This is a genomic window from Streptosporangium nondiastaticum, from assembly GCF_003011965.1.
Lineage (GTDB): Bacteria > Actinomycetota > Actinomycetes > Streptomycetales > Streptomycetaceae > Streptomyces > Streptomyces nondiastaticus.
The window spans coordinates 1-21960 of record NZ_PXWG01000111.1 but is presented as its reverse complement, the minus strand read 5'-3'; the positions used below and the strand labels follow the sequence as shown (position 1 = coordinate 21960).

At 74.1% G+C, this 21960-nt stretch carries 17 protein-coding genes; 9 read left to right on the top strand and 8 right to left on the bottom strand.

The features are described from left to right. Positions 1 to 596 precede the first annotated feature (596 nt). Together B7P34_RS27265 and ptsP are read left to right on the top strand one after the other, a co-directional pair. Positions 597 to 1046: a PTS sugar transporter subunit IIA gene (locus B7P34_RS27265; protein ID WP_106680775.1), complete on the top strand. Its 450-nt coding sequence runs from the start codon at positions 597 to 599 to the stop codon at positions 1044 to 1046. A gap of 85 nt (positions 1047 to 1131) precedes the next feature. After that, positions 1132 to 2802 carry a phosphoenolpyruvate--protein phosphotransferase gene (ptsP, locus tag B7P34_RS27260; protein WP_106680773.1) on the top strand — a complete coding sequence of 557 codons (1671 nt, stop codon included), beginning with the start codon at positions 1132 to 1134 and terminating at the stop codon, positions 2800 to 2802. Positions 2803 to 2899: 97 nt separating this feature from the next. Here ptsP and B7P34_RS27255 read toward each other — a convergent pair whose 3' ends face one another. Further along, complete coding sequence (locus B7P34_RS27255) at positions 2900 to 3754, bottom strand: hypothetical protein (protein ID WP_106680771.1); 855 nt, start codon at positions 3752 to 3754, stop codon at positions 2900 to 2902. Positions 3755 to 3944: 190 nt separating this feature from the next. Continuing rightward, positions 3945 to 5213 carry an MFS transporter gene (locus B7P34_RS27250; RefSeq protein ID WP_223268285.1) on the bottom strand — a complete coding sequence of 423 codons (1269 nt, stop codon included), beginning with the start codon at positions 5211 to 5213 and terminating at the stop codon, positions 3945 to 3947. 49 nt (positions 5214 to 5262) lie between these two features. Here B7P34_RS27250 and B7P34_RS27245 point away from each other — a divergent pair, with 49 nt between their 5' ends. After that, entirely contained in the window at positions 5263 to 6585 is a 1323-nt protein-coding gene (locus B7P34_RS27245) for an aminotransferase class I/II-fold pyridoxal phosphate-dependent enzyme (RefSeq protein ID WP_106680769.1), read from the top strand. A 9-nt stretch (positions 6586 to 6594) separates the two neighbouring features. On the opposite strand, the gene B7P34_RS27240 is transcribed toward B7P34_RS27245, so the two are convergent. Then, positions 6595 to 8598: an acetoacetate--CoA ligase gene (locus B7P34_RS27240; RefSeq protein WP_106680767.1), complete on the bottom strand. Its 2004-nt coding sequence runs from the start codon at positions 8596 to 8598 to the stop codon at positions 6595 to 6597. 234 nt (positions 8599 to 8832) lie between these two features. On the opposite strand from B7P34_RS27240, the gene B7P34_RS27235 reads away from it, so the two are divergent. The 3 genes from B7P34_RS27235 (at position 8833) to glpK (ending at position 13684) form a co-directional block, all read left to right on the top strand. Beyond that, positions 8833 to 11205, top strand: coding sequence for a glycoside hydrolase family 31 protein (locus B7P34_RS27235; RefSeq protein ID WP_106680766.1), 2373 nt, complete (start codon positions 8833 to 8835; stop codon positions 11203 to 11205). Between the two features lie 55 nt (positions 11206 to 11260). Next, positions 11261 to 12097, top strand: a complete 837-nt coding sequence (locus B7P34_RS27230; protein WP_106680764.1) for a M15 family metallopeptidase — start codon at positions 11261 to 11263, stop codon at positions 12095 to 12097. A gap of 90 nt (positions 12098 to 12187) precedes the next feature. Beyond that, on the top strand, positions 12188 to 13684 hold the full coding sequence (glpK, locus tag B7P34_RS27225) for a glycerol kinase GlpK (RefSeq protein WP_106680762.1): 1497 nt from the start codon (positions 12188 to 12190) through the stop codon (positions 13682 to 13684). A gap of 24 nt (positions 13685 to 13708) precedes the next feature. Here the strand turns inward: glpK and B7P34_RS27220 are convergent, their stop codons facing one another. From B7P34_RS27220 to B7P34_RS27205, 4 genes are all read right to left on the bottom strand, one after another. Further along, positions 13709 to 14308: a GTP-binding protein gene (locus B7P34_RS27220; RefSeq protein WP_106680761.1), complete on the bottom strand. Its 600-nt coding sequence runs from the start codon at positions 14306 to 14308 to the stop codon at positions 13709 to 13711. Positions 14309 to 14445: 137 nt separating this feature from the next. Continuing rightward, a complete protein-coding gene (locus tag B7P34_RS27215) occupies positions 14446 to 14868 on the bottom strand; it encodes a DUF742 domain-containing protein (RefSeq protein ID WP_223268284.1) in 423 nt (140 codons plus the stop codon). Then, positions 14865 to 15320, bottom strand: a complete 456-nt coding sequence (locus tag B7P34_RS27210; RefSeq protein ID WP_106680759.1) for a roadblock/LC7 domain-containing protein — start codon at positions 15318 to 15320, stop codon at positions 14865 to 14867. The genes B7P34_RS27215 and B7P34_RS27210 overlap by 4 nt, the downstream gene beginning before the upstream one ends. Next, complete coding sequence (locus B7P34_RS27205) at positions 15317 to 17704, bottom strand: sensor histidine kinase (protein ID WP_106680758.1); 2388 nt, start codon at positions 17702 to 17704, stop codon at positions 15317 to 15319. Before B7P34_RS27205 ends, B7P34_RS27210 begins: the two co-directional genes overlap by 4 nt. 263 nt (positions 17705 to 17967) lie before the next feature. On the opposite strand from B7P34_RS27205, the gene B7P34_RS27200 reads away from it, so the two are divergent. The 3 genes from B7P34_RS27200 to B7P34_RS27190 all read left to right on the top strand — a co-directional run bounded on the left by B7P34_RS27200 (position 17968) and on the right by B7P34_RS27190 (position 20145). Continuing rightward, a complete protein-coding gene (locus tag B7P34_RS27200; RefSeq protein ID WP_223268283.1) occupies positions 17968 to 18321 on the top strand; it encodes a hypothetical protein in 354 nt (117 codons plus the stop codon). An 84-nt stretch (positions 18322 to 18405) separates the two neighbouring features. Next, positions 18406 to 19542 (top strand): L-histidine N(alpha)-methyltransferase, encoded by a 1137-nt coding sequence (locus B7P34_RS27195; RefSeq protein WP_106680756.1) that lies wholly within the window; start codon positions 18406 to 18408, stop codon positions 19540 to 19542. Between the two features lie 12 nt (positions 19543 to 19554). Then, positions 19555 to 20145 (top strand): hypothetical protein, encoded by a 591-nt coding sequence (locus B7P34_RS27190; RefSeq protein ID WP_106680755.1) that lies wholly within the window; start codon positions 19555 to 19557, stop codon positions 20143 to 20145. Between the two features lie 42 nt (positions 20146 to 20187). Here the strand turns inward: B7P34_RS27190 and B7P34_RS27185 are convergent. Further along, on the bottom strand, positions 20188 to 21960 hold a 1773-nt coding region (locus B7P34_RS27185; RefSeq protein ID WP_223268282.1), incomplete at its 5' end, for a hypothetical protein.

Genomic DNA, 21960 nt, shown 5'->3' with positions numbered 1-21960 from the left:
TCGGGTGTGAACACTCGCGTTGAGCGGAACAACCAGGAGGAATAGTCCCGGTCGTTCACAGCGTCCTCGCTGTGTGTTGCCTGTCAGCCCCTAAAGGCCGGCAGGACTTTCAAAGGAACCGCGTCCCGATCCCTAAAGACCGGAGACGGGGTATTTTATAGTCTGGCGTTGACTTTTGGCACGCTGTTGAGTTCTCAAGGAACGGACGCTTCCTTCGTACTCACCCTCTCGGGCTTTCCTCCGGGCGCTTCCCTTCGGTGTTTCACACTCTATCAGGAGCTTTTCCGCTCTCTTACCGCTCCGTTTTCCGTAAACACCAGGGCATACGGACACACAGCAGCAGACCCGAGAAAGGATCACTATCTGATGGGGTGCTGCCCCAACCTCACCGGCAGTTGTCTGCGGGCCTCGGTCGTGGGCAGGGATCTGACAGTACATGCCCTCTCCACCCGAGGCAAATCGATTACGCACCGCACACGCCGGGGCCCTCTTCACTCGTGCGGAACCGTCAGTTCCTATGACTTAGGCTTCCGACCAGTGCGCCGTCCAGGACAGGTAGTGACGGCGCGTGACGAATCTCCACTGGGAGGCTTCCCATGACCACCGTGTCGTCCCCGATCGCCGGACGCGCCATCGGACTCGCGGCAGTGCCCGATCCGGTCTTCTCCGGCGCGATGGTGGGACCCGGTACCGCCGTCGACCCCGTCCGTGAGCCGCACGCCGCGGTCTCCCCCGTCGACGGTGTCATCGTCTCGCTGCACCCGCACGCGTTCGTCGTCGTCGACGCCGAGGGCCACGGTGTGCTGACGCACCTCGGCATCGACACCGTCCAGCTCAACGGCGAGGGCTTCGAGCTCCTCGTGAACAAGGGTGACACCGTGACCCGCGGCCAGGAGGTCGTGCGCTGGAACCCGGTCGCCGTCGAGGCGGCCGGCAAGTCGCCGATCTGCCCGATCGTCGCGCTCGAGGCGACCGCCGACTCGCTCGGCGGCGTCCGCGAGGACGGCGACGTCAAGGCCGGCGACGAGCTCTTCAGCTGGCAGTAGCCGATACCGCCCCTCCTATAGGGGCGGCACGTACGACATCCAACCGCGGCGGCCCGGGCCGCCGCATCAACCGGAGACGGGTGAAATGGAGACAACGCTGCGAGGCGTCGGCGTGAGCCACGGTGTGGCCATCGGCGAGGTCCGGCACATGGGCACGGCGGTGCTGGAGCCGCCGGCCAAGCAGATTCCGACGGACGAGGCGCCGCGCGAGCAGGGCCGCGCCCGCCAGGCCGTGGAAGCTGTGGCCGCCGACCTCATCGCGCGCGGCAACCTGGCCGGTGGCGAGGCCCAGCACGTGCTGGAGGCCCAGGCCATGATGGCCCAGGACCCCGAGCTGATGGCCGACGTCGAACGGCGCATCACCGTCGGCAGCACCGCGGAGCGCGCGGTCTACGACGCCTTCGCCGCCTACCGCGCGCTGCTCGCCAACGCGGGCGAGTACCTGGCCGGCCGGGTGGCCGACCTGGACGACGTGCGGAACCGCATCGTCGCGCGCCTGCTGGGCGTGCCGATGCCGGGCGTGCCGGACAGTGACGAGCCCTATGTGCTGATCGCCCGGGACCTGGCTCCCGCCGACACGGCGCTGCTGGACCCGACGCTGGTGCTGGGCTTCGTGACCGAGGAGGGCGGGCCGACCAGTCACAGCGCCATCCTGGCGCGGGCGCTCGGCGTGCCGGCGGTCGTGGCGCTTCCGGGTGCGGGTGAGCTCGCCGAGGGCACGGTGGTGGCCGTGGACGGCAGCACGGGTGACATCTTCGTCGACCCGAGCCCGGAGAAGCGCGCCGAGCTGATCAGGACGGCCGAGGAGCGCAAGGCGGCGCTGTCGGCGTCGTCCGGTCCGGGTGCGACGTCCGACGGTCACAAGGTGCCGCTGCTGGCGAACATCGGTGGCCCGGCGGACGTGGCGGCCGCGGTCGAGGCGGGCGCGGAGGGCGTGGGCCTGTTCCGCACCGAGTTCCTCTTCCTGGACGACAGCGCGAAGGCGCCGTCCGAGGCCAAGCAGGTCGAGGCGTACCGCAAGGTGCTGGAGGCGTTCCCCGAGGGCCGTGTGGTCGTGCGGGTGCTGGACGCGGGCGCGGACAAGCCGCTGGACTTCCTGACGCCGGCCGACGAGCCGAACCCGGCGCTGGGCGTGCGGGGTCTGCGGACCCTGCTCGACCACCCGGAGGTGCTGCGCACGCAGCTCACCGCGCTGGCCAAGGCCGCCGAGGGGTTGCCGGTCTACCTCGAGGTCATGGCCCCGATGGTGGCGGACCGCACGGACGCGAAGGCGTTCGCGGACGCGTGCCGCGAGGCCGGGCTGCAGGCGAAGTTCGGTGCGATGGTGGAGATTCCCTCCGCCGCGCTGCGGGCGCGCTCGATCCTGCAGGAGGTCGAGTTCCTGTCGCTGGGCACCAACGACCTGGCGCAGTACACGTTCGCGGCCGACCGTCAGGTCGGTGCGGTCTCGCGGCTGCAGGACCCGTGGCAGCCGGCGCTGCTCGACCTCGTCGCCGCGTCCGCCGAGGCGGCCAAGGCCGAGGGCAAGAGCTGCGGCGTGTGCGGTGAGGCCGCGTCGGACCCGCTGCTGGCCTGTGTGCTGACCGGTCTGGGCGTGACGAGCCTGTCCATGGGTGCGGCGTCGATTCCGTACGTCCGCGCGACGCTGGCCAAGCACACGCTGGCCCAGTGCGAGCGTGCCGCTGCCGCGGCGCGTGCGACGGACTCCGCGGAGGAGGCCCGGCTGGCCGCGCAGGCGGTGCTGTCCGGCGAGTGAGCCGGCCGTCGCCGTAGTGGTGGCGTGAGGTGAAGGGTGTCCCGCCGGTGGCGGGGCACCCTTCCTTCGTTCCCCGCGCTGTCTCCGGTGCGCTCCCTCAGTCGTCCAGGGGCAGCCCCGCGCGGTAGTCGACGCCGGGCTCGGGTGGCACGGGTTCGCCGGTGCGGGTGTCGGTGCAGTAGGCGGCGAAGACTTCCGCTTCGGTGAGCGGGCGGAGCCTGCCGCCGTCCTTGAGGTTCCAGCCTCGGACGGTGTCGCGCCGGCCGGGCAGCGTGCTGCGCAGGACGACTCCTCCGGGCCGGTCCGTGGCGATGCCCGCCGCGAGGACCGTGCAGAAGAGGAGGGCGGACGCCTCGCCGAGGTGCAGCAGGCCGTCGTCGCGGGTCTCCGTGTGGAGCACGGCGACGAGCGGGGCCGGCCCTGCGGCCGGGACGCTGCAGACGAGGTGGTGGGTGCCGGGGCCGGCCGCTTCGATGATCCGCCGCAGGAGTGCGGTGGCCCGGGCGAAGGCGGCGCGGCCGATGTCCTGGCCGCAGGTGTCGCAGTCGCCGCGGGTGAGCAGGGCGGAGGCGTGCTCCCAGGTGGCCTGCTGTTCCGCTTCGGCGACGAGGCGGGGCAGGAGGCGGGCGAGGGGCTGGCCCTCGTAGGTGACCTTGGTGCCGGCTGCGGCGACCTCCGCGGTGTAGCGCGTGCGGCTGGCCGGGCTGTCGGGGTCGAGGCGGGACTCGGTGCAGAACTCCTCGTAGCCGGCGGGGTCGAAGAGGGCGACGCTCGTGTGCGTGCCCCGGGCGGCGAACTCGCGCAGCAGGCCCTCCATCTGCCGCATGTACGTGGCGTGGTCGTCGAAGGCGAAGCTTGCGTAGCCCCGCATGGCCGCGAAGTCGTCCGCCCCGGCCAGGACGGCCACGGTGCTGGGGACTTCGCTGCGCAGCCGGCGGCGGGCGCTGACCATGCGCCGTTCGGTGGGCGGTCTCTTCCTGCCGTCCCGCTGCTTGGTGCGCGGCCGTTTCGCGGCCGGGTTGTGCTTTCCGCCCCCAGTGCGGCCCCTGGTGCGGCCCCCGCTTGCCGGCCGTCCCCGGCCGTCGCTCGTGTGCGCCATGTGTCTCCCCCTCAGCGCGTGTGATCAGTCTCAGAGCGTGCGATCAGTGCTCACTCACCGTAATGCGAGGCACTGACATCGCGGTCTCGTCATCGTCGCGGGTGAGCCTGCGCTGGGCGAGGGACATGACGGCGAGAGCTGTGCCGAGGCCGAGCCAGCCGAGGGGTCCCGCGGCGATGGCGCCGGTCACGACCAGGGGTCCGGCGCTGCGCTGGGCGGCTTGGGCGAGGCCGTGGACGCCGAGGTAGGCGCCCTGGGCCGTGGGGGGTGCGAGGGCGACGGACAGTTCCCAGGACACGGTGGCGTGGAGCATCTCGGCGACGGTGAAGGCGGTGGCGGCCAGGGTGAGTGCCGTTGCGGCGAGCCATCGGGGCTCGGTGGCGGAGGCGGCGAGGGCCGCTCCGCCCGCGAGGTAGGCGGCGGCCAGGGGGAAGAGCGTGCCGCGTGCCTTCGCGGGGGTCCTGCCGAAGCGGGCGAAGGGGACCTGGAAGCAGACGACGAGGACGTTGTTGAGGACGAGGAGGAGGGGAACGGCCTCGTGCGGAAGGGTCGTTGCCTTGACGGTCCACAGGGCGAGTCCGACCTGGAAGACGGAGTCGTCGAGGAAGAGGACGGCTTCGGAGGCGGTGTAGGCGAGGTAGCGGCGGTCGCGCCAGGGGTGGGGGCCGGCCACGGGGGCCGACTTCTGCGCCGCCGGGGCGCCGGTCCCCGCTCCGGTGCCGCCGGTGGCCACGACCCGGGACGGTGACGGCGGTTCGCCGCAGCGCAGGGTCAGGAGGGCGATGGCGGCGAAGGAGAGGGCGTCGCCGGTCAGCAGCCAGCGGTAGACGGCGGTCGTTCCGGTGCTGAGGGCGGCGGCCGCGACGAGTCCGCCGACGCCCCAGCCCACGTTGGAGACGGTGCGGTTGAGGGCTTGGTAGCGGCTGCGGTCGGGGCCCGAGACGCGCGCCGCGTAGAGCTTGGTGAGGACGGAGGACGCGCGGTCACCGAGGCTGCCGACGGCGGTGACGGCGAGCAGGAGCCGGAGGTCGGTGGTGGTGAGCAGGGCGAGGGAGGCGACTGCGCGGAGGGCCTGGACGGCGGCGAGCAGCGGCCGGAGGGGGACGCGGTCGGCGAGGAGGCCCCCGAGGGGCGGGCCGGCGATGCCGACGGCGCCGGCGACGCCGAGCAGCAGTCCGATCTCGGCCGTGCGGAGGCCGGCGACGTAGGTGAAGTACAGGGCCGCGGTGGCGCCCCAGAGGCCGGAGCCGGCCTTGTCGACGAAGGTGACGGCCAGCATGCGGCGGCCGTCGCGTCCCCCCGGTATCTGCATGTGCTGATCCCCCTTGACCCGGATATTGTATTGATACATACTCAGATCTGTGGCAACACAATATGAGTTCACGGGTACGAACGCCAAGGGGATTGCCGCGTCCATCGAGCGCGGCGTCGCCGACGGCACCCTGGCCCCCGGGAGTCCGCTCCCCCCGGTGCGCGCGCTCGCCGGGCGGCTCGGCGTGAGCCCGGGGACGGTCGCCACCACGTACAAGGAGCTGCGCCGCCGCGGCATCGTCGTCACGCGCGGGCGCGGCGGCACGGTGGTGGCCGAGGCCCCCGCGGTCGCCTCCCGGCGCCCGCCGAAGGTGCCGGAAGGGCTGCGCGACCTGGCGGGCGGCCATCCCGACCCGGCCTTCCTGCCCGAGCCCGCGCCGCCCGCGCAGGTGGCGCACGGGGCGCGCTCGCACCGGTCGGCGCCGCGGCTGGCGCGGCTGGAGGAGATCACCCGCGCCTGGTACGAGCGCGACGGCGTCCCGGCCGCGCACGTGACGTTCGCGCACAGTGCGCTCGACTGCGTGGCGCGGCTGCTCTCCACCGAGCTCCGCCCGGGTGACGCGGTGGCGATGGAGGACCCCGGCTACCACCACATGCTCGACCTCGTGCCCGCGCTCGGCCTGCGGATCGTGCCGGTCGCGGTGGACGACGAGGGAATGCGGCCCGAGGAGCTGCGGGCCGCGGTGCGCGGCGGGGTGCGGGCCGTCATCTGCAGCCCCCGGTCACAGAACCCGTACGGGGGCGGCTTCACCGCCGGGCGCCGGGACGCCCTGGCCGCGGTGCTCGCGGAGGCGCCGGAGGTCCTGGTGATCGAGAACGACTACGCCGCGGAGGTCTGCGGCGCCCCGCTGCACAGCCTGGCCGCCGGGGGCGGTCCGCCGCGGTGGGCCCAGGTCCGTACGGTCACCAAGCACCTGGGGCCCGACCTGCGCTGGGCGGCGGTGGCGTGCGACGCGACGACGCTGGCGCGGCACGACGGGCGGCTGCTGCTGACGTCCGGCTGGGTCAGCCACCTGCTGCAGGAGACGGTGGCCGGGCTGCTGACCGACCCGGCGGCCCTGGCCCTCGTGGCGGAGGCCCGGGCCGCGTACGCCGTGCGGCGCGAGGCGCTGATCGGGGAGCTGGCCCGGCGCGGGATCCCCGCGCACGGGCGCGGCGGGCTGAACGTGTGGGTGCCCGTACGGGACGAGGCGGCCGTGGTCAACGGGCTGCGGTCGTCGGGGTGGTGGGTGGCCGCGGGGGCGCGGTTCCGGATCGGGACCGCGCCCGGGGTGCGGATCACTGTGGCGGATCTGCGGCCTGATGAGGCGGCCCGGCTCGCCGCGGACTTTGCTTCTGTGCTGGGTGAGGCGCAGGCGACGTACGGGGGGTGAGATCCCCCGTCAGCGGCGCTTCTTCCCCAGCTCCTCGTAGAACTTCAGCAAGTCCGCGTCGTCCACCGAGCCCGGGTTGACCGCCTTTTCCAGGGGCGTGCCCTGGAGGAGGCGCTTGACCGGGACCTCGATCCGCTTGCCGGTGAGGGTGTGCGGGATCGCCGGGACCTCGATGACCTCGTCGGGGACGTGGCGCGGCGAGAGGTTCTCGCGAATGGTGCGCTTGATGCGGTCCAGCAGCGCGTCGTCCAGCCGGGCGCCCGGCGCGAGGTGGACGAAGAGCGGCATCCAGTAGCCGCCGTCCGGCTGTTCGGCGCCGATGACGAGGGACTCGCGGATCTCGGGGAGCCGTTCGACGACCTCGTAGATGTCGGCGGAGCCCATGCGGACGCCCTGCCGGTTGAGGGTGGAGTCCGAGCGGCCGTGGATGACGACGCTGCCGCGCGACGTGAGGGTGATCCAGTCGCCGTGCCGCCAGACGCCGGGGAACATCTCGAAGTAGCTCTCGCGGTAGCGAGTGCCGTCGGGGTCGTTCCAGAAGCGGACGGGCATCGACGGCATGGGGGCCGTGACGACGAGTTCGCCGACCTCGTCGACGACGGGCTTGCCGTGCGGGTCCCAGGCCTGGAGGTCGGTGCCGAGGCAGGGGGCCTGGAGCTCGCCGATGTGGACCGGGAGGGTCGGCACGGCGCCCGCGAAGCAGCTGCAGACGTCCGTGCCGCCGCTCACCGAGGCGATCCACATGTCCTCCGCCACCTCGTCATGCAGCCAGCGGAATCCGTCCGGCGGCAGCGGCGAGCCCGTCGTGGCCACGCACTTGACGCGCGAGAGGTCGAAGTCCCGGCCGGGGTGGACCTCCGCCTTGCGGCAGGCCATGACGTACGCGGCCGAGGTGCCGTAGAGGGTCGCGCCGGTGCGCTCGGCGACGCGCCACTGGGCGCCGGTGTCGGGGTGGCCGGGGCTGCCGTCGTAGAGGACGACGGTGGAGCCCACCAGGAGACCGGAGACGAGGAAGTTCCACATCATCCAGCCGGTCGAGGTGTACCAGAAGAAGCGGTCGCCGGGACCGAGGTCGCAGTGCAGGGAGAGCTGCTTGAGGTGCTCGACGAGGATGCCGCCCTGGGACTGGACGATGGCCTTGGGCAGGCCGGTGGTGCCGGAGGAGTACAGCACCCACAGCGGGTGGTCGAAGGGGACCTGCTCGAAGACGGGCTCGGTGTCCGCCGCCACCAGGGCGTCCCACTCCAGGGCGCCCTCGGGGGCCGGGGTGCCCAGCAGCGGGATGTGGACGACGGCGCGCAGCGTGGGCAGGCCGGCGCGGAGTTCGGCGACGGTGCCGGTGCGCTCGTGCTCCTTGCCGCCGTAGCGGTAGCCGTCGACGGTGAACAGGACGACGGGCTCGACCTGCTGGAAGCGGTCGAGGACGCTGCGGGCGCCGAAGTCGGGCGCGCAGGAGGTCCACACGCCGCCTACGGCGGCGGTGGCGAGGAAGGCGACGACGGCCTGCGGGATGTTCGGCAGGTAGCCGCTGACGCGGTCGCCGGGGCGCACGCCGAGCCGGCGCAGCTCGGCGGCGAGCGAGCCCACCTGGCGGCGCAGCTCCGCCCAGGTGACGGGGCGCGGCTCGTGGGTCTCGTCGACGGCGAGCAGGGCCGGTTCGTCCGCCCGTGCGGGGTCCTCGGCGGCGCGCAGGGCGTGCTCGGCGTAGTTGAGGGCGGCGCCGGGGAACCAGCGCGCGCCGGGCATGGAGCGGTCGGCGAGGACGCGCTCGCAGGGGTGGGAGAAGCGGACGCCGGACCATTCGGTGAAGGCCTGCCAGAACGTCTCCAGCTCGTCGACGGACCAGCGGTGGAGCGCGGCGTAGCTCGCGGCGGGGTCGCCGGGGACGGCGGCCGGGGCGCCGTGCCGCTCGGCGGCCCACTCCTGGAAGCGGGTGACCTGTGCGCGGGCGATGCGTTCCGGGCCGGGGCTCCAGAGGGGCTCCGGGCCGGTGTGCTGCGGTGCGGTGGTCATGGCTGCTCCCGGGCTCCTGCGCGTCGTGGGCGGTGCCGCGCACGGCCGGGTGAGCGCATGGCGCGGCTGTGCAAGGACGATGCCACGTGATCGACTCCTGCACCAGAGCCGGTGGCGTACATCTCCTTCACTCCGCACCATGCGCGCGCGGCCCCTCCCCCGTCCTCCCTGGGGCGGGTGAACGCCGTCTGAACGCCGGGCGCCGGCGATCGTGCGGGTGGCAGGCTGAGCAGCATGGATGCGCGTGATCTGCTGCGGTTAGTGAGGACGGTCCGTACGGCGCGGGGGGTGCGGTCCCTGCGGTCGGCGCTGCGGCGGCGGTGCACGGACAGGGCGGGGCTGCCGCGGCCGGGTGCGGAGCGGGCCCGGGTGCCGGGTGCGGCGCGGGGGGCGGATCCCCTGCCGGGCGGCGGGGTGGTGCACTTCGCGCGGTCGTCGCTGCGGGTGCGGGTGGCGGCGGGCGGTGCGGTGTTCTGCGGCTGGGACGGGGCCGGTCCGGAGCCCTCCTACGCGCTGGCCGGGCCTGGGCCTGAGGCGGACGAGCGGGCGGTGCTGGAGCCGGACACCGACGGCGGCTGGCGGGTGGTGTCGGAGCGGGTACTGGTCGTGGTGGGCCGGCACGGGACGGTGGAGGTGCGGACGCCGGGCGGCGTGCTGCTGCGGCGCGACCTGCCGCCGCGCTGGTGGGAGCCGGCGGACGCGGTGGACACGGAGGCCGGCGGGCGGCGGGGCGGGGCGCGCTGGGCGGTCCGGTCGGAGGTGCCGGCCGACGCGCGCTTCTTCGGGCTGGGCGGCAGGTCGGCGGGTCCGCGGCTGCGGGACGGCACGTACCGGCTGTGGAACACCGATCCGGACGGGGCGTTCGCACCGGGCGACGATCCGCTGTACATCACGATGCCGGTGCAGCTGGTGGTGGCGGACGCGGGGACGCACCTGGTGTTCCACGACGACGCGTGGGACGGGCGGGTCACGCTGGCGGAGGGCGAGGAGGGGGCGGGTTCGGGCCACGACCGGCCGGGCCGGTGCGAGGTGCGGATGGACGGCGGCCCGCTGCGCTACTGGGTGCTGGTGGGGACGCCGGCGCGGGTGCTGCACGGCTGGTCGGTGCTGACGGGGGCCGCCGCGGTGCCGCCGTCCTGGGCGCTCGGGCACCACCACGCGCGCTGGGGCTTCGGCAGCGAGCAGGAGGTGCGCCGGGTGGTGGCGGGGTACGCCGAGCGCGGGCTGCCGCTGTCGGCGCTGCACCTGGACATCGACCACTACCGGGGGCACCGCGTGTTCACGGTGGACCGGGAGCGGTTCCCCGATCTGCCGGGGCTGGCGGCGGAGCTGCGGGAGAAGGGGGTGCGGCTGGTGTCGATCGTGGACCCGGCGGTGAAGGCGGAGCCGGGCCAGTGGGTGTACGACAGCGGTGCGGCGGCCGACGCGTTCGTGCGGGACGGCCGGGGGCGGCGGGTGCGCGGCGAGGTGTGGCCGGGTGAGTCGGTCTTCCCGGACTTCACGGATCCGCGGGTGCGCAAGTGGTGGGGCGGGCTGTACGGGGAGCGGCTGGCGCAGGGCTTCTCGGGGGTGTGGCACGACATGAACGAGCCGGTGTCGTTCGCGCCGTTCGGGGATCCGTCGCTGCCGCTGTCGGCGCGGCACTCGCTGGAGGGCCGCGGCGGCGACCACCGCGAGGCGCACAACGTGTACGGCCTGTCGATGGCGCGGGCGGGCTACGAGGCGCTGTGCGAACTGCGGCCGGGCGAGCGCCCGTTCCTGTTCTCGCGGTCGGGCTGGGCGGGCATGCAGCGCTACGGCGGCACGTGGTCGGGTGACGTGGCGACGGGCTGGCCGGGGCTGCGGGCGTCGCTGGCGCTGGTGCTGGGCCTGGGGCTGTGCGGGGTGCCGTATTCGGGGCCGGACGTGGGGGGCTTCACGGGGTTCCCGTCGCCGGAGCTGTTCGTGCGCTGGTTCCAGCTGGGCGCCTACGTGCCGCTGTTCCGGACGCATTCGGCGATCACGGCGGGGCGGCGGGAGCCGTGGGAGTTCGGCGCCAAGGCGCTGGAGCACACGGCGGCGGCGCTGCGGGAGCGGGAGCGTCTGCTGCCGTACTTCGTGACGCTGGCGCACCTGGCGCACCGCACGGGGGCTCCGTACGTGCGGCCGGTGTGGTGGCGTTCGCCGGAGGACCGGGCGCTGCGTGACTGCGAGGACGCGTTCCTGCTGGGTGACGCGCTGCTGGTCGCGCCGGTGCTGGAGCAGGGGGCGGACCGGCGGGCGGTGCGGCTGCCGCGCGGGCTCTGGTACGACACGGCGACGGGCCGGGCGTACGAGGGGCCGGGGCAGGTGCTGCTGGACGCGCCGCTGTCGCGGATCCCGGTGCTGGCGCGGGCGGGGTCGGTGATCCCGGTGCGGGGGGAGGAAGCCGGTGCGGTGGAGCTGGAGGTGTGGGCGCCGGCCCCGGGCCGTACGGGCGGCGGCGTCCTGGTCCCCGACGCGGGGGACGGGTGGGACTCGCCGGAGGTAGTGCGGTTCACGACGCGCCTGCGGGACGGGGAGGTCGTGGTGGAGCAGGAGGGGGCCGGGGCGGTGGGGTATCCCGTACGGGTGCGGGGCGCGCGGTGAAGCGAGGCGGCCGGGGCTCTTCCCCGGCCGCCCGTCCCGCTGCTATTTGGAGGGCATGGACAGAACCCGGTTCCCTGCCGCCCTGCGGGCCGTCACCCTGCTCATAGCGGCTCTCCTGGCCCTGCTGGCCTTCCCGTTGTCGCCGCCGGCGCAGGCCGCAGCGGCCGACGCGCCGCACGAGCCGCGCCCGCCGCGCGGGTTCGTCGCCCTCGCCGACGTGGACCCGACGATCCTTCAGGAGATGCGGTACGTCACCGTGCACAACTTCACGGGCCACCGCGTCGACGGCTACCGGCGGCCATTGTGCGTCTTGACGCGGGAGGCCGCCGAGGCCCTGCACCGGGCGCAGCGCTCGCTGCTGCGCCGGGGTTATTCGCTGAAGGTGTACGACTGCTACCGCCCGCAGCGGGCCGTGAACGACTTCGTGGAGTGGGCGAAGGACCTCGCGGACACCCTGATGAAGGCGGAGTTCTATCCGCGCGTGGACAAGACCCGGCTGTTCGCGGACGGGTACATCGCGGAGAAGTCGGGGCACAGCCGGGGCAGCACCATGGACCTGACGCTGGTGAAGCTGCCGGTCCGGCCGACGCGGCCGTACGTGCCCGGGGAGCCGCTCGTGCCCTGCTACGCGCCGCGGTGGCAGCGCTTCCCGGACAACTCGGTCGACATGGGGACGGGCTTCGACTGCTTCGACACGCTGGCGCACACGCTGGACCCGCGGATCACGGGCGTGCAGCGGGCGAACCGGCTGCTGCTGAAGACCACCCTGGAGGCCGTCGGCTTCGTCAACCTGCCGGAGGAGTGGTGGCACTTCACGTTCAAGCCGGAGCCGTTCCCGGACACGTACTTCGACTTCCCGGTGCTGCACCGGCCGGGCCTTCCCACGCCTTGACGCGCCCTCACGGCGGGTGAACACTTCCCGTCCGGACAGGTCCGGGCGGGAACGCCGCGGCCCGGACAGACTCCCAGGTCAGGAGGCGCCATGACGGGTCCGTACGTCGCCGCGATCGACCAGGGCACCACGTCCAGCCGCTGCATCGTCTTCGACCGGGAGGGCCGGGCCGTCGGCTCGGACCAGCGCGAGCACCGGCAGATCTTCCCCAAGCCGGGCTGGGTGGAGCACGACGCCGCCGAGATCTGGGCGAAGGTGCAAGCCGTGGTGGCGGGTGCGCTGGCCGCGGCGGGCCTGCGGGCCGGGGAACTGAGCGCGCTGGGCATCACCAACCAGCGGGAGACGACGGTCCTGTGGGACCGCTCGACGGGCAAGCCGGTGCACAACGCGATCGTCTGGCAGGACACGCGCACCGACGCGCTCTGCCGCGAGCTGGGCGGCGCGGACGGGCAGGACCGGTTCCGGGCGGCGACGGGCCTGCCGCTGGCGAGCTACTTCTCCGGTCCGAAGGCCGCCTGGCTGCTGGAGCACGTGCCGGGGCTGCGGCGGCGGGCCGAGAACGGCGAGATCGCGTTCGGCACGGTCGACTCGTGGCTCGTGTGGAACCTGACGGGCGGCACGGACGGCGGGGTGCACGTCACGGACGTGACGAACGCGTCGCGCACCCTGCTCATGGACCTCGGCACGCTCCAGTGGGACGCCGGGATCCTGGCCGCGATGGGCATCCCGGAGGCGGTCCTGCCAGAGATCCGCTCGTCCTGCGAGGTGTACGGGCGGGCCGTGGGGCCGCTCGCCGGGGTGCCGGTGGCCGCGGCGCTCGGCGACCAGCAGGCGGCGGTGTTCGGCCAGACCTGCTACGGGGTGGGCGAGGCCAAGAACACCTACGGCACGGGCAGCTTCCTGCTGCTGAACACCGGGACCCGGCCCGTCCCGTCGAAGAACGGCCTGCTGACGACGGTGGGCTACCGGCTGGGCGGCGAGCCCGCCGTCTACTGCCTGGAGGGGTCGATCGCGGTCACGGGCGCGCTCGTGCAGTGGTTCCGCGACCAGCTCGGCCTGATCCGCTCGGCCGGCGAGATCGAGGCGCTGGCGGCGAGCGTCCCCGACAACGGCGGCGCGTACATCGTGCCCGCCTTCTCCGGCCTGTACGCGCCGTACTGGCGCGCGGACGCCCGCGGCGTGATCACGGGCCTGACCGGCTACGTGACGCGGGCGCACCTGGCGCGGGCGGTGCTGGAGGCGACGAGCTGGCAGACGCGGGAGGTGGTCGACGCGATGTTCCAGGACTCCGGCGTGCGGATCAGCTCGCTGAAGGTGGACGGCGGCATGACCGCCAACGGCCTGCTGATGCAGCACCAGGCCGATGTGCTGGGCGTGCCGGTGATCCGGCCGGTGGTGGCCGAGACCACGAGCCTGGGCGCGGCGTACGCGGCCGGTCTGGCGACGGGTGTGTGGCGCGATCCGGACGAGCTGCGGGCGCACTGGCAGCGGGACGCGGAGTGGACGCCGCGGCGGGCGCCGGAGGAGCGGGAGGCCGAGTACCGGGTGTGGCGCAAGGCGGTGGAGCGGAGCTTCGGCTGGCTCTAGGCCGGGCGGGAGGCTCCGGGCGTCCTAGCCGGCCCGTTCCGCGAGTTCGGCGAAGCGCTGCTCCACCACCGACACCAGCACCCCCTTCACCGACTCCTTGTCCCGCGCGTCGCAGAGGATCACCGGCACCCCGGGGTCCAGGTCGAGGGCGGCGCGCACGTCCTCCTCGGGGTAGCGGGCGGCGCCGTCGAAGCAGTTGACGGCGAGGGTGAAGGGGATGCCGCGGCGCTCGAAGTAGTCGACGGCGGCGAAGCAGTCCTGCAGCCGGCGGGTGTCGGCGAGGACGACGGCGCCCAGGGCGCCGCGGGCCAGTTCGTCCCACAGGAACCAGAAGCGGTCCTGGCCGGGGGTGCCGAAGAGGTAGAGGACCAGGTCCTCGCGGAGGGTGATGCGGCCGAAGTCCATGGCGACGGTGGTGGTGCGCTTGCCCTCGACGCCGGAGGTGTCGTCGACCGGCCGGCCCGCCTCGGTGAGCAGTTCCTCCGTGCGCAGCGGCCGGATCTCGCTGACCGCGCCGACGAGGGTGGTCTTGCCGACGCCGAAGCCTCCGGCGACCAGGAGCTTGAGGGCCACCGGGGCCGGCGCGGGGCGGGTGCGGCCGCGGTCGGAGCGCAGGAGCCTCATGGTTGTTCGTCCTCCGGTCGTGGGGTGGCCCGGGGTCCGGCGCCCCCGGTGGATGGTGATCGTTCCGTAAAGACCATGGCCACGACAAGTCTCGCCGGGGTGCCCGTCAGGTCGCCGCGGCGGGCCCGCGGGCCGCCTCAGAGGGCCCGCAGGCCGTCGATCACCTCGCGCAGAATGCTTTCGTCGGGCAGTTCGGCCGGCGGCACCGGGCGGGTGATCCGCACCAGGCCCGCGTTCACGAGGTCGCCGACGAGCACCCGCACCACACCGACCGGCAGGTCGAGCCCGGCGGCCAGCTCCGCGACGGAGCGCGGCAGGTCCGCCGTGAGGTCCACGATGTCGAGGTGCTCCGGGGACAGCGTCTGGTCGGCGAGGGCGGCGGCGGGGCGGCCGGCCGGGTCCTCGGCGACGACGACCGCGATGAGGTCGAGGCCGGCCCCGTCCGCGAGCCGGGTCCGCCCGCGGGTCATGGCGTACGGGCGGACCACCGGGCCCGCCGCGTCGTCGTACCAGCGCACGTCCCCGTCGCCGGAGCCGTCCCCGGGCAGGCCGGCGGTCACTCGCCGGCGGCCACGCCGGTGCGCGGAGCCGTGGCCAGGTGCGTGCCCACCCGCTTGACCATCAGGGTCATCTCGTAGGCGACCTGGCCGATGTCGGAGTCGGCGTCGGCGAGGACGGCCAGACAACTGCCGTCGCCCGCGGCGGTGACGAAGAGGAACGCCTCGTCCAGCTCGACGACGGTCTGGCGGACCTTGCCCGCGTCGAAGTGGCGGCCGACGCCCTTGGCGAGGCTGTGGAAGCCGGAGGCCACGGCCGCCAGGTGCTCGCCGTCCTCGCGCGAGAGGTCCTTGGAGGTGCCGGTCGCCAGGCCGTCGCCGGAGAGCACGAGCGCCTTGCGGATGCTGCCGACGCGCTCGACGAGTTCGTCGAGGAGCCAGTTGAGCTCGCCGGTGGCGGCCGGCGAGCCGCCCGCCGCGGTGGTTGTCGCGTTCCCGGCCTTCGGTGCGGTCATCGACCGTCCCCCTCAGATGTGGTTCGTGGTGCCGTTCTCGGTGATCTGTTCGGTGTGTCCGCCCCATTGTGCTCCCGGGCGCGCTGCCAGCCGCGCTGGAGGGCGGCCATCCTGGCCCGCACCTCGTCTGCGTCGCGCTCGGGTTCCGGACCGGCGGGGTCCGGGCCGGTGGTCCCGCCCTGGGTGCGGGGGGCCTCCGGATCCTTCCTCAGCTGGGGGGCGAGGCTCGCCTGGCGCACGCGCCGGGGCAGCCCGCCGGTGGGGGTCGGCTCGGCCCCGGGCTCCTCGGGAAGCGGGGGTGAGGGCCTGCGGCGGGGCAGGGGCACGAGGCCGCCGCCCGCCCGGTGGTGCTGCTCGTCCTCGTCCGCGCGCGGCTCGAACGGGCAGAGCACGTCGTCGTGCTCGGCCGGGCCGGCGGGCGGGGCGAGCGCGTGGGCGAGGAACTGCTCGCCGGTGTCCTCGTCCCCGGGGCGGGACGCGCCCCCCGGCCCGGCCGCGTCCTCGGTGAGCAGGTCCAGGGGGATGAGGACGACGGCGGTGGTGCCGCCGTACGGGGAGGTCTGGAGCGTGACCTTGACGTCGTGGCGGCGCGCGAGGCGGCTGACGACGAACAGACCGAGCCGGTCGGTGTCGGAGAGCTCGAACTCGGGGGTCTCGGCGAGCCGGAGGTTGGCCTCCAGCAGGGCGTCCGGGGACATCCCGAGGCCCCGGTCGTGGATCTCCAGGGTGAAGCCGTTGGCGACGCGCTGGCCGTGCACCTGCACGGCGGTGTGCGGCGGGGAGAACACGGTGGCGTTCTCCAGGAGTTCGGCGACGAGGTGGGTGAGGTCGCCGACGGCGGGGCCGCGGACGGCCAGCCGCGGCAGGCGCCGCACCTCGATCCGCTCGTAGTCCTCGACCTCGGCGACGGCGGCGCGGACGACGTCCATGAGGCGGACGGGCTTGCGCCACTGCCGGGCCGGGGCGGCCCCCGAGAGGATCACCAGGCCCTCCGCGTGGCGGCGCATGCGGGTGGTGAGGTGGTCGAGGCGGAAGAGGTCGGCGAGCTCCTCGGTGTCCTCGGTGCGGCGCTCCATGGCGTCGAGGAGGGTGAGCTGACGGTGCAGCAGGACCTGGCTGCGGCGGGCGAGGTTGACGAAGACGTCGGAGACGCCGCGGCGCATGTCGGCCTGCTTGACGGCGGCCTCGACGGCGGCCCGCTGCAGGGTGTTGAGGGCCTTGCCGACCTGGCCGAGCTCGTCCGGCCCGTACGCGCGCAGCGGGGCCTCGGCCGCGAGGTCGACCTTCTCGCCCGCGGCCAGGCGGCGCATGACGGCGGGCAGCCGCACGCCGGAGACCTCGTGGGCCTCCTTGCGCAGCTGCCGCAGGTCCCGCACGAGGCCGCGGCCGATGCGCAGCGAGATGACGAGGGAGGCGACGAGCGCGGCCGCGCCGAGGACGCCGGCGACGGCGGCCTTGGTCAGGACGCGGGCGGCGATGGGCTCGACGCGGTCCGCGTAGCGGTCGGTGGCCTCGGTGTTCATCCGGGCGAGCTCGTCGAGGACGACGCCCGCGGCCTTCTCCCAGCGCTGCGAGTCGATGGTCTGCGGGGCGCGGGCGGAGCCGGCGAGGATCGCGGTGTCCTCGGCCGCGCGCAGGGTGTGCGGCGCGGTGCCGCGCCAGTACTCCTCGAAGATCTTCTGGTCGGCGGCGGGCAGGACGGCGAGGTTGGTGCTGTAGAGGATCTGCCGCTCGGCGACGCGGTCGGAGACGGCCCGCAGGTCCTGGCGGCTCATGGTGCCGGCGGTGAGGGCGGCGGCGAGGAGGGCGTCCTCCCGGGAGAGCGCCTCGCGGGCGCGGGCCACGCCGATGAGGGCCCGGGCCTGTTTGTCCATCTCGGCGTCCTCGAAGGCGCCGAGGCTGCCGAGGAAGGCGTAGTACGGCTCCACCAGGTCGTTGTAGGCCTGGAAGGCGCCGTGCCGGCTGATGGAGTCGTCCCGGACCTTGCCGCGCAGGCCGTCGAGGTCGCCGAGGGCCTTCTCGATGCGCCGGTAACGGACGTCCGTGGCGGGGCTCATGTCGTCGCGGACCTTCGCGGCGCCGGTCCGGAAGGCGGCGGCCGCCCGGTCGGTGGCGGCCTGCTGCTCGCGCAGGAGGGCGAGGTGGTCGGCGCGGCGCGGGTCGGCGAGGAGGACGAGGGTCTGGCGGCGTTCCTTCTGCAGCGCGCGGACGAGGTCCTCGGCGGGGAGGCCGGCGGTGCGAATGGCCTCGGCGGCGGAGAGCAGCCGGGCGGCCTCCGTGCCGGTGATCACGGTGGCGAAGACCCACAGGCCGGTGAGCGACACCAGCGGCACCAGCAGCAGCGCCACGATCTTCCGGCGGATGGACTTCCCGCGAAAGCGCATGGCCTCCCCAACGTCGACCCCGCTCCGGAGGCGTGGTGTTCCGACAACAATGCGGCGTGAGCCTACTACTGCGCGGTACGGGACTCGAAGGCCAGTACGGTGATCAGACTGCCGGGACGGCCACCCGTATGGCGGTAATTCCTTGCCCATGGGAACTATCGGGCACCCTCCTTCGCTCTTGTGGAGGGAGCCGGACCGCTACGGCCGGCCGTCGGCACCGGGAGCCGGCGGAGCGAGCGGTCCGCCGACGAGGGGGTGGACTCGTGGAGCGGAATCATGACGTCCCGTCGGGCCGGGCGCGGCCGCCGCTGTGGGTGGAGGAGCCCGCCCGCAGGCGCCGGATGCCGGATCCGGTGCGCACGGCCGCGGTGCGCGCGGTCCTTTTCGTCGCGTTCACGCTGGTGCAGGGCATGGTGGCGGCGCTGTTCGCGCTGGCCGGTCTGTGGCTGGCCCTGCCCGCCCTGCTGTGCGTGCTGGCGAGTGTGGTGGCCACCACATGGGCGGTGCTGGACGTGTGGGTGACGCGGCAGGTGTGGCGGCAGCGGCACGGAGTGGTGTCCGTGCCCAGCAGTACGGCGCGCGCGGGCAGACGGGCCCGTCGCCCCGGGTTCCCCTGATCGTCAACTGCCGGGTAGGTTCGGCGGTTGACGGTGGCGTACGCCGGGCACGGGCGGGCTGACGGGCCATGGGGGGATGTACGGATGGCGGAGCGGGACCGGGCGGTATATCGGATTCCGGAGATCCTCCGGGACGCCGGCTGGACGGTGTGTCTGGTCGGCGAGGAGCAGTCGGGCAAGCTGGCCCAGGTGACCGCCGGACTGCGGCGCGGCCCCGACCCTTCGGGCTCGGGGAAGCTGATCACCTCCGGCTTCTCGTACTGGGGCCTGGAGTCGACGGTGGCGTGGGCCCACGCGTGCAACGACCTGTACTACCCGGTGATGCGCGAGAGCATCGCGTCCTTCAGCCGCCGCTGGCGCGGGCTGAGCGAGCGGCTCCCGGACGGGCCGCTGCACTACGTGAGCCTCGGCCCGGGCACCGGCCAGAAGGACCAGGCGCTGCTGCGCTCCCTGGACAGCCGCGGCCACTGCGGGTGTTACCTGCCCGTGGACGTCAGTGCGGAGATGCTGCGCCTCGCCCAGCGCGAGGCGCTGCAGCACCTGCACGTGCCGCCCGCGGACGTGCTCCCCGTCCAGCTGGACTTCTCCATGCCCGCCAACCTCGACCGGCTGGGCACACTGGTCCGCAGCACGGTGGGCGACGATCCGGTGGTGTACTCACTGCTGGGCAACACCCTGGCGAACTTCGACAGCGACACGCAGCTGCTGACCCTGCTGGCCGAGAAGCTGCTGCGGCCGCAGGACCGCTTCCTGCTGGAGGTGGCCAGCACGGCCGGGCAGGACGAGGTGGCGGCCCGGGCGGCCGCGCAGGAGTACGAGAACAGCCCGCGCTTCCGGGAGTTCGTCACCAGCGCCCTGCTGCAGTACACCGACCTGCAGATCGACATGAACAGCCTCACCTGCGAGGGGCTCGTCGAGGACGACCGGGCGCTGCTGATCAAGGTGATCTACCGCAACCGCACCGGCGCCGAGCTGGAGCTGACGCTGCCCGACCGCAGCACGGTGCGGTTCCCCGACCAGGACACCATCCGCCTCCTGCTCAGCCGGAAGTACACCCGGGCGGGGCTGGAGAAGATGCTGGTGGACGCCCGGGTGACCACGGTGGGCGAGACCCACGAGGCCGGGCACACGTCCTTCGACCGGCCCGCCTTCGGCATGACGCTGCTGCTCCTGGCGAAGGGCGACGGGGTGCGGCCCGACGGCCCCAACCCCTTCGACTGACGGCGCGTCATCGTGACGGGCTTCCTCGGCCGGTTCAGCCGGCAGTTCTTCGCCGCCGCCACCATCGCCTGCCTGCTGCTCGCGCTCGGCATCTGCGGCTGGTGGCTGACCGTCGCCCAGGGCCGCGACGGCCGCTTCGAGCCCGCGACCTCCGGGCTCGCGCTCGTCGCGGCCATCACCGGGGTGTACGCCGAGCGGCGGGCCGCCGCCCGCGAGCGGCGCGCCCAGTTCCTGCACGCCCTGGCCGGCGAGCTGGTGAAGAACACCGAGCTGCTGACCGGCGGGGGCTTCGCGCCGCTGGACCGCTTCGCGCCGAAGGCGCGCGTCTATCCCCGCCTGGTGCAGTCGGCGACGGACGCGGCCCTGGTGTCCGGGGTGTTCTCCGAGCCCGGTCACGCCGAGCTCGTCTCCCTGCTGCACCGCTGGCGGGACGCGGTGCACGACTTCAACCGGCGGCTGGACCTCACCGAGCTGCGCACGTACGTCTCCCGGGTGCCCGCCGAGGAGCTGCTGGCCATCGACGAGGCCATGCACCGCCCGGGCGGGCAGCTCGACAGGCTGCGGCAGCTGCGCGACAGCATCGAGGAGGTGCTGCGGGCCTAGCGGAAGGGCGTGCCACGGAAGGACGTGCCGCGGACCGGAGGATCAGGCCTGTGCCGGTGCCTCCTCCGCCGGGCGGCGATACATCCGCGTCGCCGTGATCTGGCCGTGGACCTGTTCCCCGTCCGGGTCCTGCTGCTGGGGCAGACCGGGGCGCAGGTGCTCCTCGACGCTGATGTACTTCAGGCCCGCCCGCAGGTCGGCGTCGTTGCGCAGCCGGATGACCAGCGGGAACTCGGCCAGGGCCGTGGTGTCGAACAGGCCGGTGGTGTACAGCAGCTGCACGCCGAGGGCGTCCGCGACGGCCCGCTGGAGCTCCAGGAGGTACGTGGCGTTGGCGCGGCCGATGGGGTTGTCGAGGAACAGGGTGCCCGCGTGGCGCTGCTTGTCGCGGCCGCGGTCATTGCTGCGGAGCGCGGCCATGGTGCAGTACAGGGCGATGGCCGCGGTCAGCAGCTGGCCGCCGGAGAACACGTCGCCCATCTGCCGGACCGGCACCCGCTCGGCGCGCAGCACCGCGTCGGGCTTGAGGATCTCCACGGCGACGCCGCGCGGCTGCAGGGCCGCCTGGACGCCGCGCAGCAGCAGGGACATGCCGTCGCGGCGCAGGTCGGAGTTCTTCTTGACCGCGGAGCGGGTCGCCTCGTCGATGACCTCGCCGAGGCGCTCGGTGAGGGTGCTCTGGTCGGGGTCGTCGAAGCGGATGCGCAGGAACTCCTGGCCCGACCACTCCCCCAGGCCCTCGGGCAGGCGCGAGAGGCGCTGCGCGGAGCGCAGGGTGGTCAGCGAGGACTCGACGAGGCCGCGCAGCCGGTCCACGATGCTGTCGCGGTTGCGCTCCAGCTGCTCCAGCTCGTCGGTCAGCACGCGCAGGCGGGGCGCGAACGCCTCGGCCCACGCGGCCGCGTGCTCGGGCAGGGCGGCGGCGGGCAGCTCGCGGATCTGCTGGCGGGCGGGGGTGCGCACCTGCTCGTAGCGGGTGGAGTTGGCGTGCCGGACGAGGACGTCGCTCGCCTCGCGGACGGCGGACTCGGCGGCCGACAGGTCGCCGGCGCAGCCGCGCAGGGAGCGGCGGGCTTCGGCCGCGGCCTGGCGGGCCTCCTCCAGGCTTCCGGTGTACGGCTCGGGCTGCTCGGTCTCCTCCTCGGGGGAGTTGTCGCGCAGCAGGTCGCGCAGGAGGGCGGCGGTGTCGTCGAAGCCGGTGGCGGCGTCCTCGGCGGCGCGGTGGGCGCGCAGCAGGTCGCTGTGGGCGGTGCGGGCGCGCTCCAGGGCGTCGGTGCGGGCGGCGAGTTCGCCGGTGGCGGTGCGCAGGAGCTCCTTGGCGCGGTCGGCATCGCCCGGGACGAGCTCCTCGGGGAGCTCGGTGTGCGCGTCGCCGTCGGCCGGGGCGAGGCGCTCGGCCTCGCCGCGCAGCCGGCCCAGCTGCTCGCTGGCCGCGGAGGCGCGGCTCTCCAGCATCTGGACGAGCTCCTCGGCGCGGGCCGCGGCGGCCTGCCGGGAGGGCCCGTCGGCGCCTTCGGTGCCCTCCAGGAGCTGGGCGGCGCGGGTGCGCACCTTGTTGGTGAGCCGGTCCAGTTCGTTGCGGGCGGCGCTCTCGTCGCTCTCGGCGCGGGCCTGCTCGGCGCGCAGGTCGGCGCCGACGCCGACCTTCTCGTACACCTGGGAGGCGGCGCGGTAGGCCTCGCGCAGGGCGGGCAGCGAGGCGGTGGGCGGCTCGGCGGCCTCGGGCACCTCGTCGGGGGCGCCGGCGATCTCCGCGCGCTCGGCGCGCAGGGCGCGGGCCGTGCGGCGGGCGTCGTCGGCGGCGCGCTGGGCGGC

Bases quoted from the DNA above. Each gene is read 5' to 3' on its own strand.
- B7P34_RS27250 (WP_223268285.1), bottom strand. From the start codon at position 5,213: ATGCAGATACCGGGGGGACGCGACGGCCGCCGCATGCTGGCCGTCACC.
- B7P34_RS27265 (WP_106680775.1), top strand. From the start codon at position 597: ATGACCACCGTGTCGTCCCCGATCGCCGGACGCGCCATCGGACTCGCG.
- B7P34_RS27230 (WP_106680764.1), top strand. From the start codon at position 11,261: ATGGACAGAACCCGGTTCCCTGCCGCCCTGCGGGCCGTCACCCTGCTC.
- B7P34_RS27220 (WP_106680761.1), bottom strand. From the start codon at position 14,308: ATGAGGCTCCTGCGCTCCGACCGCGGCCGCACCCGCCCCGCGCCGGCC.
- B7P34_RS27195 (WP_106680756.1), top strand. From the start codon at position 18,406: ATGGCGGAGCGGGACCGGGCGGTATATCGGATTCCGGAGATCCTCCGG.
- ptsP (WP_106680773.1), top strand. From the start codon at position 1,132: ATGGAGACAACGCTGCGAGGCGTCGGCGTGAGCCACGGTGTGGCCATC.
- B7P34_RS27240 (WP_106680767.1), bottom strand. From the start codon at position 8,598: ATGACCACCGCACCGCAGCACACCGGCCCGGAGCCCCTCTGGAGCCCC.
- B7P34_RS27235 (WP_106680766.1), top strand. From the start codon at position 8,833: ATGGATGCGCGTGATCTGCTGCGGTTAGTGAGGACGGTCCGTACGGCG.
- B7P34_RS27205 (WP_106680758.1), bottom strand. From the start codon at position 17,704: ATGCGCTTTCGCGGGAAGTCCATCCGCCGGAAGATCGTGGCGCTGCTG.
- B7P34_RS27210 (WP_106680759.1), bottom strand. From the start codon at position 15,320: ATGACCGCACCGAAGGCCGGGAACGCGACAACCACCGCGGCGGGCGGC.
- glpK (WP_106680762.1), top strand. From the start codon at position 12,188: ATGACGGGTCCGTACGTCGCCGCGATCGACCAGGGCACCACGTCCAGC.
- B7P34_RS27255 (WP_106680771.1), bottom strand. From the start codon at position 3,754: ATGGTCAGCGCCCGCCGCCGGCTGCGCAGCGAAGTCCCCAGCACCGTG.